14 protein-coding genes are annotated in these 12453 nt (G+C 31.7%); all 14 read right to left on the reverse strand.

Features of this window, described 5'->3' with window-relative positions; all coding sequences use genetic code 11:
• Positions 1–21 precede the first annotated feature (21 nt).
• The 14 genes from CUL_RS0109220 to murD all read right to left on the reverse strand — a co-directional run bounded on the left by CUL_RS0109220 (position 22) and on the right by murD (position 12438).
• The gene (locus CUL_RS0109220; protein WP_025641317.1) at positions 22–468 is read right to left on the reverse strand and encodes a UPF0236 family transposase-like protein; all 447 of its coding nucleotides are present in this window, start codon (positions 466–468) and stop codon (positions 22–24) included.
• A gap of 106 nt (positions 469–574) precedes the next feature.
• Positions 575–817 (reverse strand): YlmC/YmxH family sporulation protein, encoded by a 243-nt coding sequence (locus tag CUL_RS0109225; RefSeq protein WP_005585883.1) that lies wholly within the window; start codon positions 815–817, stop codon positions 575–577.
• A 91-nt stretch (positions 818–908) separates the two neighbouring features.
• Positions 909–1703 (reverse strand): RNA polymerase sporulation sigma factor SigG, encoded by a 795-nt coding sequence (gene sigG / locus CUL_RS0109230; protein ID WP_330216554.1) that lies wholly within the window; start codon positions 1701–1703, stop codon positions 909–911.
• A 179-nt stretch (positions 1704–1882) separates the two neighbouring features.
• Positions 1883–2596 carry an RNA polymerase sporulation sigma factor SigE gene (gene sigE, locus CUL_RS0109235; RefSeq protein ID WP_005585887.1) on the reverse strand — a complete coding sequence of 238 codons (714 nt, stop codon included), beginning with the start codon at positions 2594–2596 and terminating at the stop codon, positions 1883–1885.
• An 11-nt stretch (positions 2597–2607) separates the two neighbouring features.
• Positions 2608–3504: a sigma-E processing peptidase SpoIIGA gene (spoIIGA, locus tag CUL_RS0109240; RefSeq protein WP_025641321.1), complete on the reverse strand. Its 897-nt coding sequence runs from the start codon at positions 3502–3504 to the stop codon at positions 2608–2610.
• Between the two features lie 168 nt (positions 3505–3672).
• Positions 3673–4746 carry a cell division protein FtsZ gene (ftsZ, locus tag CUL_RS0109245; protein WP_005585891.1) on the reverse strand — a complete coding sequence of 358 codons (1074 nt, stop codon included), beginning with the start codon at positions 4744–4746 and terminating at the stop codon, positions 3673–3675.
• A 120-nt stretch (positions 4747–4866) separates the two neighbouring features.
• Complete coding sequence (locus CUL_RS0109250; RefSeq protein WP_005585893.1) at positions 4867–5214, reverse strand: small basic family protein; 348 nt, start codon at positions 5212–5214, stop codon at positions 4867–4869.
• A 1-nt stretch (position 5215) separates the two neighbouring features.
• Entirely contained in the window at positions 5216–5956 is a 741-nt protein-coding gene (locus CUL_RS0109255) for a DUF881 domain-containing protein (RefSeq protein ID WP_005585894.1), read from the reverse strand.
• A gap of 16 nt (positions 5957–5972) precedes the next feature.
• Positions 5973–6701: a DUF881 domain-containing protein gene (locus CUL_RS0109260; protein WP_005585895.1), complete on the reverse strand. Its 729-nt coding sequence runs from the start codon at positions 6699–6701 to the stop codon at positions 5973–5975.
• A 10-nt stretch (positions 6702–6711) separates the two neighbouring features.
• The gene (locus CUL_RS0109265) at positions 6712–7467 is read right to left on the reverse strand and encodes a cell division protein FtsQ/DivIB (protein WP_025641325.1); all 756 of its coding nucleotides are present in this window, start codon (positions 7465–7467) and stop codon (positions 6712–6714) included.
• A 54-nt stretch (positions 7468–7521) separates the two neighbouring features.
• Positions 7522–8775, reverse strand: coding sequence for a UDP-N-acetylglucosamine 1-carboxyvinyltransferase (gene murA / locus CUL_RS0109270; RefSeq protein WP_005585897.1), 1254 nt, complete (start codon positions 8773–8775; stop codon positions 7522–7524).
• Positions 8776–8851: 76 nt separating this feature from the next.
• Positions 8852–9955, reverse strand: coding sequence for an undecaprenyldiphospho-muramoylpentapeptide beta-N-acetylglucosaminyltransferase (gene murG / locus CUL_RS0109275; RefSeq protein WP_025641328.1), 1104 nt, complete (start codon positions 9953–9955; stop codon positions 8852–8854).
• Between the two features lie 4 nt (positions 9956–9959).
• On the reverse strand, positions 9960–11075 hold the full coding sequence (gene ftsW, locus CUL_RS0109280; RefSeq protein ID WP_005585899.1) for a putative lipid II flippase FtsW: 1116 nt from the start codon (positions 11073–11075) through the stop codon (positions 9960–9962).
• Position 11076: 1 nt separating this feature from the next.
• Positions 11077–12438 carry a UDP-N-acetylmuramoyl-L-alanine--D-glutamate ligase gene (murD, locus tag CUL_RS0109285; RefSeq protein ID WP_005585900.1) on the reverse strand — a complete coding sequence of 454 codons (1362 nt, stop codon included), beginning with the start codon at positions 12436–12438 and terminating at the stop codon, positions 11077–11079.
• Positions 12439–12453: the final 15 nt, after the last annotated feature.

Below are 12453 nucleotides of genomic sequence, written 5' to 3' on the forward strand. Positions count from 1 at the left end.
ATTTTCTTTACTGTTTCTCTACTAATATCCACAGGTGTTAGATAATTCTGCTGCTTTTTTGTAACTTACATCAGTAGATTTATCTAAAATATCTCCCTTTAAATTCCCCTCAACTCTTTCGTATTTCTCTATCCCCAATAATTCATCTAAAATATATACATAATTATTTTCATTTATATTTTTATAATATGCCCTTTCAAATTCTAATTCACCAAATTTAGTAATTAAAGTTCTTTCAACTTTTCCTTTATGAACATGGTATTTTCCACTTCTTTCAGGAGATTTTTTAATAATACTATTTAATTCACTAATTATTGCTTGAATAGTTTTAATACCAATATCATTAACCATTTCTCCAACTGAATCTACAATATCATCGAGGTTTCCTTCGCCTTCAAGAACTCTTATTATATTTTCTTCAATTTCACCCTTAACTTTTCCTGCTATTAATTGTATAATATTATTCATAGAGAATATCCTCCTTTTTTGTGATTTCGACGATTACATTATATCAAATTGAGGATTATTCTCTATATTTTTTTGTTTATTTGTCCAACAATTATTTTACACTAAGCTATAATTCCACATCAATATCTACCAATATGGCATCAGTACCAATTCTAACTATATTTTTCCAATCTATTACCATATCCTTGTTTTTCCCAAATACCCCCAGTATCTTTCCGGGCCCTGGTATTATCACCCCAATCACCCTGCCATTTTCTAAATCTATTTCAAAATCATATATAAGGCCTATTTTTGCTCCATCTCTTATATTGATTACCTCTTTTTCTCTCATTTCTGATAAATTTATCATTACCCCACCCCTTTCCATATATATTCTATATTATATATATTAAAATTCTTATCTTAAATATTCCTAATATTTAGTGGGGTAATGTTCTTTATTATATTAGCTTTCTCATCTGCCTTAATGCATTCTTTTCCAATCTTGAAACTTGAGCTTGTGAAATTCCTATTTCTTCTGCAACCTCCATCTGAGTTTTCCCTTCATAAAATCTAAGATTTAGTATAAGCTTCTCTCTTTTATTTAATCTATTTATAGCATCTCTAATAGCAATTCCCTGAAGCCAAACTTCATCTTCTGCCTTTTCATCTTTAACCTGATCCATCACATATATTGCATCCCCACTATCATGATAAATGGGTTCAAATAAAGATATAGGTTCTTGAATTGCATCTAGGGCAAAAACTACTTCTTCCTTTGGAAGATTTAACTCTTCTGCTATTTCAGTAATTGTGGGCTCCTTTAGATTTTTATTTACCAATTGATCTCTGGCCTGCAAAGCTTTATAGGCAATGTCTCTTAATGATCGACTTACCCTTATGGAATTATTGTCTCTCAAATATCTTCTAATCTCACCTATGATCATTGGCACTGCATAGGTAGAAAACCTGACATTTTGACTTAAATCAAAATTATCTATAGCCTTTATTAGCCCAATACAACCTACTTGGAATAGATCGTCTACATTTTCTCCCCTTCTATTAAACCTTTGAATAATACTTAAAACCAATCTTAGGTTACCTTGAATAAATTCTTCCCTCGCTTCCATATCTCCAGCTTTTATTTTTACAAATAATTTCTGCATTTCTTCATTTGTGAGTACTGGTAATTTTGAAGTATTTACCCCACAAATTTCTACTTTATTTATATGCACCGTCTTCATTCCTTTCCTCATGTTTTGCCCCTTTTCATATAAAATTATTGCCTCCTTTATTTTTTTTATTCAATTTTCATCTGGTAAAACCATCCATTTTTTTATTGGTTATTCGATAATATTTATAAGTCAATTTAGATTAAGATAAATTAGTATTTTCCCATAGGGGATAAAAAAACAAGACAGAAGTTAACCTTCTGTCACATTAGTCTTATCATTTCCTTTTTTAATCTTTTGATTATTCTTTTCTCTAATCTAGATATATAAGATTGGGAAATACCTAATATATCCGCCACTTCTTTTTGTGTTCTTTCTTTCCCATTCCTGAGCCCAAATCGCAACTCTACTATGGTCTTTTCTCTTCCAGAAAGCTTATCTATCGCTTGATTTAATAATTCTTTATCCACCTCTTCTTCTAAAAACTTAAAGATAATATCTCCTTCAGTTCCTAAAATATCTGATAATAATAATTCATTCCCATCCCAATCCACATTCAAGGGTTCATCCAAAGAAACTTCAGACCTTAATTTATTGTTCCGTCTTAAATACATGAGAATCTCATTTTCAATACATTTTGAGGCATAAGTAGCTAATTTAATGTTTTTATCAGGATTAAAGGTGTTTACCGCCTTAATTAGGCCGATAGTCCCTATTGATATCAAATCTTCGATACATATACCTGTATTTTCAAATTTCCTTGCAATATAAACTACCAATCTTAAATTCCTTTCAATTAGAATACCTTTGATACTATCATCATATTTCAATCTCTTTAAAAAATAACTTTCTTCTTCGGGCTTTAATGGAGGTGGAAGAACTTCTCCACTCCCTATATAATAAATGACATCCAATAATCTAAACTTTATTAACACCTTGTAAAATAATAATTTAATCCTAATCAGTACTTTTTTCAAAACCTCTCCCCCTAACCTAATATTTCCGGATGTAATAACCCATTATATTGTTCATCTGTTGCTAATTTATCGTTATATATAGCAACAATTATATCTTCTGTGAATTTCTTCGTTTCATTAGCTAAATAGACCTTTATGCTATCTGGTATAAAACCAATTAATATACCATTGTCATTTCCTAATGATTTAAATGGAATCAGTCTAAGTTTAATTTCATCTCCTATCTCTTCCATAATTTTTGCAATGAAGTTTAAATCTAAATCTTTATTATCCATATAAGCTTTATTGACTAACTCTGGAAGTATTGTTTTTAAGGCGTTATACTCTGCAATAATTACTGGCTTTTGTGAAATTGGTTCCTTCAAAGAATTGCCCGTATCGATTAATGCAATTAAATCGGTTTCTTTACTATTTAAACTTATAGTTATATTAGTCAAACAATTTTCCTTATTGATCCTAATTAAGTAATTTTTTATGATATTTCTAATTAGAATAATTGCCAATCCTATGCCCAATGTTAAAAATTTTATCAATTCTTTAGAATTCTTAAATGAAAATTTTACTATTGTAAACTTATTGCTTATTATATAAAAAATTCCAATTACTGTGCCAGCAAATACGAAAGATGTTAAATAGAAAGCTGATAACTGTTTCAAAAAAAGATTAAATTTTTCTGGATTAAAAGCTAGAATGATCATTAAAACAGAAATAGAAAATTTAATTATAAACTTCCCCATAAATCGCAAATTAGGGAAAAACACCACTAATGTATAAAGAGAACCTATTGTTGCAGCAATGAACAACCTTAATTTGCTAGTTTTAGTTCTTGTAATCTTTTCTGTAACATATAATATAATGTAATTGATTATAATGTTTTCAACTAACAGGTATTCAGCATATATATACAATAGAATACCTCCTCTTTTATGAAATTCTTATACTAAAAGCTTATTCAATAAATATCCTATTTATGTCTATTATATATAATCCTTAAGTAAAAATTTGTCATTATTTAATAAACAAAAAAAACGTATCTCAGATTTGAGAAACGTTTTTTGACAATTATTTTGTAATATTTACTTATTATTTTTCCTTAAAAAAGGTGGAATATCCAAATCATCCAGTTGGAAGTCTTTAGATGCAGCACTTTCTTCTTCAAAGGTAAACTCCAACATTTGATCTGCTCTTCTCCTTCTTTCTGCATCAAATCCTGTCGCAATTACAGTTATTTTTATTTCTTCTTTTAATGTTTCATCTATCCCAGCACCAAAGATAATATTTGCATCCTGGTCGACAGCCTGTCTAATTAAATCTGCTGCTTCATTGACTTCAAATAACCCTAAATCTTCCCCTCCGGTAATGTTTAATAGTACGGCTTTGGCTCCATCTATTGATGTTTCTAATAAAGGACTCTTTATGGCTTGTTTAGCAGCATCAACGGATCGATTTTCACCAGAAGCCTTACCAATTCCCATATGGGCTATACCCTGATTGTACATTATAGTTTTTACGTCGGCAAAGTCTAAATTGATTAAATTGGGAACAGCTATTAAATCGGATATACCTTGTATTCCTTGCTTAAGTACTTCATCAGCCATTAAAAAGGCTTGTACCATAGTGGTTTTCTTTTCAGCCACTTGGAGTAATCTATCATTTGGTATAGTAACTAAAGTGTCTACTTTAGTTTTTAATTCTTCTATACCTTTTTCAGCATGCATTAGTCTTCTTCTTCCTTCAAAGGTAAAAGGTTTAGTAACAACTCCTACAGTAAGTATTCCAAGCTCTTTAGCAACTTCAGCAATTATAGGAGCAGCTCCTGTACCCGTGCCACCACCCATACCTGCTGTAATAAAAACCATATCAGCACCCTTTAAAGCCTCTGTAATTTCATTTCTATTTTCTTCCGCTGCCTTCATACCTATCTCTGGATTTGCCCCGGCACCTAATCCCTTGGTAAGTTTTTCTCCAATTTGTAATTTTTGCTCAGCTTTCGACGAATAAAGGGCTTGTCTATCCGTATTCACTGCAATAAAGTCAATTCCTCGAACACCACAATCGATCATTCTATTTACAGCGTTATTTCCCCCACCACCTACTCCAACCACCTTTATCTTTGCAAATTCTTCAACATCCACATCAAAATCAAACATAGAATTAACCCCCTTATAAATTAGTTACAACCTTCCATTACCTTAAATATTAATAAATATAAAAAACTATTAAAATCAATAGTATTCGATTATACTCGTATTTATACTAGAGCTATCTGGTCATTCTTGATTCTTAAACCTTCTCTTAAACAAAATACGTCTGATGCTTGCAAAGTTTTCAAACAACCTTCCCCCAAAAGTAAAGATTGCCGCATAATATAATGGGACTCCAAGTCTATCTCCAATATAAGCTAAAAAGGCAGCTAAAATAGCGTTTCCAAAAAAACCAGACATAAAAATGCTTAAATCAAATTTGTTCTCTAGATTAGCCCTTATCCCTCCAAATACGGAATCTAAACAAGCGAGAATAGCTACTGAAATATATAAAGAGTATTGAACATTGTAGGTATATGGCAATATAAGACCTATTGCTATACCAATTAATATACCTATTGAAGCGAAAAACATATTAATCACCTTCTTTTGATGGTTTTGCATATTTATAATTGAATCTTCCATTATATTCTGGAATTATAATATTATCTTCCATAGTGGTTTCAATATTTATTTTATCGATAGTTTTTAAGGCATAACCATAGGTATTAGGAGCATTTATGGCAGCATTTAGCAATTTAGGTTCACCTATGGCTTTAATATAAAATGGTGTTGCCACACTCTTCCCATTTATCCTAATAATAGGTCCCCCACATTTTATTTCTGATATGGACAATACTCTCTGGTCATTTATACTTATAGCTTCAGCTCCAGCACCTCTTAAATCGTTTATTATCCTTAAAACATCTGCATCATGGATTATATCTAAATCATATTCTTGTCCAAAAGCTTCTTCTGACAAATTATCCTCCATTTTGATTATTATACCTGGCCCTTGAACTTTTTCAAACCCTGCAACCACTTTATTCTTATCCAGTTCAGATATTAGAATATCGATAATATTTTCATCACCATTAGCTATGCTCTCCAACATCTTAATTTGTTCATTTTTATCCTCTAGCATTATTTTAAATTCATCAATTTCTTTGTTCACCATATTTATTTCGTTTCTAGTAGCTTGTATTGAACTTAATGTAACTGGCGCAAGGCTAGGTATGCTTTGTTTAAATTGGATAGCTATAAAAATGCCCAAAAGAACAGAAAAAGCAAAAATTACTAAACTGTATTTATTTATCCTCTTTATCTTCCTCTTCATATAAATCACCCAAATTTTAATTGGTCTCTTCTTCAACAGGTTGTGAATAAACAAATTCTATTAATTTTCTATATTTTGGTATCCTTATATTCTTTTCTTTAGCCAAATGCACATTATAATCATAATATTTCAATGTCCAGACAATACCTCTCTTAATGGATAACGCTGATTCTAAAGTTTCCGGATTCCCAATGGCTTTAATAACGATTGGGGAGTTTATAGAAACTCCATTTACTTCTATATGATCTCCTGCCCTTTCTATTTCAGTAAATGCTGTATATCTTTGGTCATTAATGGAGATAGCCTCTGCCTCTGCTGCATTTAAAACGCTAATAGTTTGCAGGATCAAATCTAAGTCATCTACTATACTATACTCGATACCAAATTGAACATCAGCAGGTGGCTCTTGAATCTCTAAGACTATTCCAGGGCCCTCTAAATCAACATAGCCTGCCAAAATCCTATACTTCTCTAAATCTTTATATAGATTCTCAGCATATACGTTGTTATCAGCTTCTCCTTTTTCATATTGCTTTATCTTGTTTTCGGCCTCATCTAAAGCTTTTATAGCCGCATCCCTTTCCTCTTGAGCTTTTTTTAAATCTATAGCCAATTGTTGGGCTCTTTGAGTTGGCAAAACTCCCTCACCAACAGTTTTATTAACAGTTTTAAACTGTATAGCTAAAATGATACCTAAAAACAAGGAAACTAACGTAATTGCCAATTGACCATTTGTCTTTTTCATACAATTCCCCCTACCTGTCATCCGTCACCACTATTGGATTGTCGCCTTTGTTTAATAATATCTTTTTTACATTTATATCCTTTTCATCAATATCTTCAAGTATATTATTTAGGAAGCTTAACTTATATTTTACATTATTTAAAGGTCCAAAAGCAACCTTAATACCATCTTTTAATTCAATCATTGTATTATTATTATCGGTAAAATTTATATATTTCATTAATGATAAAAGGTTTGATTGTTGACTATAAGCAATAAATTCTTCTATTCCTTCCCTTTCCAGTAAAGAATATAGATTACTCCCTAGCTCAAAATCCTCTAATTTTAAGCCAAATATTTGAGGTAAGCTCGCCTCTTCAATTTTCTTTTCTACTGCCAATATATAGCCTTCCTTATCTACATAAACGAAAGACCCTATATAAGGTATTACTGCAATTTCTTTTCTTTCATCTATCTGAATAATTATCCCCTTTGGCAGCTTTCTCTTTATCCTAGCTTCTCTAATATAGGGTAATCTTTCTAAGCTTTCTTTGCCTTTCTTTTTATTTATTTTAAATATGTTTTCTCCCTTATTACACATCGATGCCTTTATCACTTGATCATAACTAGTCTTTTTATTCCCAACTACCTCAATATTTCTTATACTAAAGAAATTAGTTTTGAAAGCAAATAAATAAAGTAATATTAATATCAAAACAAATAAAAGAAATTTCAATATTCTCTTTCTCTTTTCTACCCTTCTTTTAGAATTTTTCCTCTTTTTCATCTGATTACCCACCTATTCGCTTGTCCTAAGTCCAGAAAGCAGCAAAAGCTGCTATTAATCGATTTTCTTAATATCAGCACCCAATTCTCTTAGCTCTACGTGGAAATTCTCATATCCTCTTTCAATATGGTACATATTTTCCACCTCAGTAACTCCCCTTGCTGCTAAACCTGCTAGTATAAGACATGCTCCCCCCCTTAGATCCTTGGCAGCAGTCTTTGCTCCTGTCAACTCTTTTACCCCTTTGATTACAGCTACCTTTCCAAAGATTTTAATATTAGCACCCATCCTAGTCAATTCTTCTGCATGTTTAAATCTATTCTCAAAAACTGTCTCTGAGATAATACTAGTACCATTAGCAATACTTAATAAAGCCATCATCTGTGCCTGCATATCTGTAGGAAATCCGGGATAAGGCAATGTTTGAATCATCTCTATTGAATTTATTTGTTTCGGTCCTATTATTTTTAAAGAGTTATTATCATTATATATTAAACAACCCGCTTCCCTTAATTTTGCAATAACCGCTTGTAAATGATCAATGATAATATTTTTTACAACTACCTCTCCTTCAGTTATAGCAGAAGCTATCATATAAGTTCCTGCTACTATTCTATCTGGCATGGTATTATGAGTAACATTATTTAACTTATCCACCCCATCAATGATGATTACACTGGTACCAGCACCATTTATCTTTGCCCCAGCCTTATTCAAGTAGCTTTGTAAATCGATTATTTCAGGTTCCCTTGCTGCATTGCGAATAACAGTAGTTCCTTTAGCTTTTACAGCTGCCAACATGATATTTTCTGTTGCTCCTACACTTGGATAATCAAGTTGTATCTCGCAGCCTTTTAACTCATTAGCCTTACAATATATAAATCCATGGGACTCTTCTATCTCTGCACCTAACTCTCTTAAAGCTTTAAGGTGCATATCAATGGGTCTAGGCCCAATTTCACAACCTCCTGGATAAGAAATTATTACTTCACCACATCTAGATAGCATAGCTCCCATAAGTATTATTGATGATCTCATTTCCCTTACTAAATCCTCAGGAATTTTATGATTATTTAAAGGTTTTGAATCAACCCATATCATTTTATCCATCTTTTTTACATTACATCCAAGAGATAATAGTATTCTCTCCATAACTTCTACATCTCTAAGTTCTGGAACATTAAAAATTGTACTTTCATTTGCTCCTATAACGGTAGCAGCTAATATTGGTAAAACCGCATTTTTTGCACCAGAAATGCTAATTTCTCCAGTTAATCTGTTGCCACCAGTAACAATTATTTTCCTCATTATCGCACCTCCAAATATGACTATATAGACGTATATGACTATATTATGCATATTATTTGGAAGTGTGACAAAATAGTTATTTAGTTAATCCATCTATTATATTGACAATCCTATCTACTGCATCTAGTTTTCCTAAGGCTTTGCTTTTTTTACTCATATCAATAAGTTTATCTTTATCCATAACAATCATATGGATAGTTTCATTTAAGACCTCTCCCGTTAAACCCTTCTCTAAAATTAAATAGGCAGCACCCTTCTCTTTGAATACTTTCGCATTGTATTCTTGATGGTTTTCAGCAGTATATCCCTTTGGTATCAAAATGCTAGGAACACCAACGGCGGAAATTTCTGCTAAAGTAATAGCTCCTGCGCTAGTTATAACTAGATTTGCAATATTAAGTCCTTTAGGAATATCATAAAAATATGGCAAAATTCTTATATTATGTTTAATATCTAATTTTTCTTCTTTTAACTTTTCCATGAATCCATCATAAAATCTCTTACCTGTCACATGGATAATTTGTAAATTCTCATTTGATATATTTTTTTTAATCACATGAAACATAGCATCATTTAACTTTTTTTGGCCACCACTACCACCAAAGGAAAGTATGAAAGGAATATTGGGATTAATACCTAAATCCATATAAGCTTGTTTCTTGTCGATATCTATTATGCTTTTCCGGATGGGATTCCCTGTCAATATGACTTTTTCTGGATATTTAAAATACTTTTTTGACTCCTCAAAGGTTATAAGAACCTTATCTACATATCTAGCAAGAATTTTATTGGTTATACCTGGGAAAGCATTTTGTTCATGGATTATCGTAGGAATCTTATTTTTACTTGCAATATATACCACTGGTCCACAAACATAACCTCCAGTGCCAATTACTATATCTGGATTAAACTCATTAATTATCTTTTTTGCATCTGCAAGACCTAAGAACAATTCCTTAATGGCTTTAAATGAATCTAGATTAATTTTTCTAGGCATTCCCATAACTCTGATGGTTTTAAAATCAAAGCCTTCTTTTGGCACTAACTCACTTTCAAGTCCCATCTCTGTGCCCACATATAAAATATTCGCTTCCTTATCCCTATTTTTAATCTCCCAAGCTATTGCTAGAGCAGGATATATATGTCCTCCGGTTCCCCCTCCTGTAATTAAATATTTCATAATTTCAACTCCTATCTAATTTTACATGTCTTGATATATTTAATAGAATGCCTACCGATGACATATAAAGAATCAATGATGTACCTCCATAACTTACGAAAGGAAGAGGGATACCTGTTGTTGGTATTGATGAAGTAACTACTGCAATATGGATCAAAGATTGGACTGTAATCAATGCCACTATGCCTGTAGCTAGTAAACATCCAAATAAATCTTCTATATTTAAAGCTATCCTAATTCCTCTCCATATAAGTACCATGAATAATAGGATCACAGTGAATCCACCTAAAAACCCTAACTCCTCACCAATAATTGCAAAAATAAAATCATTATACGGTTCTGGAATATAAAAAAATTTCTGTCTACTCTTTCCTAAACCTAGACCAAATAATCCACCAGAACCTAAAGCATATAAGGATTGAACTGCCTGCCAGCCAGTATCAGCTTTATCAGCAAAAGGGTCTAAAAATGCTGTTAATCTTCTCATCCTATATTCATTTTCATCGCTAGTAATCGCCATCACTAAGCCAACAGAAGCCCCTATTATCATTAATAAAAGATGACTAGCCTTCATTCCTGCTACAAAAAAGATACTCACTAAAGTCATACCTAGAGTCACAGTTGTACCCAAATCCTTTTGCAAATAGATCATCCCGCAGGATAGACCAATAATTATCATAGTGGGAATAGTTGTTTTTTTAAAATCTTTTATTAGGTCCTTCCTCTTAGATAAAAAAGCTGCTAAAAATATAATTGAGCCTAATTTTATTACGTCTGAAGGCATAAAAGTTGTAAAGCCTAAATCAACCCACCTCCTGGCACCTTTTTTTACAACTCCTAAAGGAGTAAAAATGAGAAGACCACTAGCTAAAGAAATAAAATATATAAGCCTAGACATCTTTTTTATGATTCTATAATCAAAATTCATGAAAAAGAGCATGGCAATTAACCCTAAACCAGCTGCAAATATTTGTTTTTTTAGAAAATAATAGCCGTCGTTCATCCTTATGCCTTCTGGCCAAGATGAACTAAAAACCATAATTATACCAATAAACACAAGGAGTAAAGTTGCTAAAAGTAAAGTAAAGTCGCAAGCCCTCTTTCTAACTTTTTTAGCCATTTTATTCCTCCTTTAAGTCATATACTGCTTTTTTAAAATCATTGCCCCTCATTTCAAAACTATTATACATATCCCAGGAAGCACAAGCTGGGGATAATAATATATTATCTCCACTTTCAGCTAGCCCATAACTTTTTATGACGGCTTCTTCCATGTTATCTACAATATATACATTATTAAACCCATATTTTAGAGCTGTATCTTTAATTTTCTCCTTAGTTTCTCCTAACAATACAATGGATTTTACTTTACCCTTAAAGGATAGAATAAAATTGTCAAATTCACTTCCCTTGTCATGACCTCCTGCTATTAGAATAATGGGAGATTCAACTGCCTCTATCGCTTTTATGCTTGCTTCAGGATTAGTACCCTTAGAATCATTGTAAAATTTAATTCCATCAATTATATCTACATATTCAATTCTATGTTCTACACCAGGAAAAGTTCTAAGTACTTTTTTCATCACATTTATATCTAATCCCATTATCCATCCTATAGCAACGCTAGCAAGAACATTTTCTAAGTTATGTTTGCCAAGAATTTTTATCTCGTTAGTCCTTATGACCTTTTCAGCTTTGTCCCCATCATCTATTACTACATATCCGTTTTCTATATATATTCCCTTTGAAAGTTTATTATCAACGCTAAACCAGGTTAAATTAGCCTTTATTTCATCTTTCATCCCCTTTAACAATGGATCATCATAATTGAGAATGGTGTATTCGTCTTCTGCCTGATTGAGGAATATTTTTTTCTTTGCCTTAATATAATTATCTAGGGTATTATGCCAATTTAAATGATCCGGCGTAATATTTAATATCAAGCTTATTTTGGGATTGAACTCTACAGTGTTTTCCAGTTGAAAGCTACTAGCTTCAACAACAAATACATCTTCCTTACTAGAATTTACAACATCCCATAAAATTCCCACTCCAATATTGCCTGCCACATGGGTGGTAAATCCTGCTTTATTGAAAAATTGTCCAACTAATGTAGTCGTAGTAGTTTTCCCATTTGTACCTGTAATGGCAATAAAATTGCTATTCGGACTGATCCTATAAGCCAACTCTAAATCAGTAAGCACTTCAATACCTTTTGCCTTAGCTTTTTTAATAATATCCAAATTAGGCGGTATTCCTGGGCTTTTAACTATTAAATCAATATGGTTTAATGGAACATCATTAGTTCCTAAATAAAAATCTATATTTAAATTTTCGATTTGAGAAATATTTTCTTGTAATTCCTCTTCCTCTTTTAAATCGCTAATTATTATTTTAGCTCCTAATTTATTTAAAGCTTTTACAGTGGATACTCCACTAATCCCTAGACCTAATATTAGTATATTTTTATTCTTTAAATTCATATTCACACCTTACTT

The organism is [Clostridium] ultunense DSM 10521 (assembly GCF_000511955.1).
Lineage (GTDB): Bacteria > Bacillota > Clostridia > Tissierellales > Tepidimicrobiaceae > Schnuerera > Schnuerera ultunensis.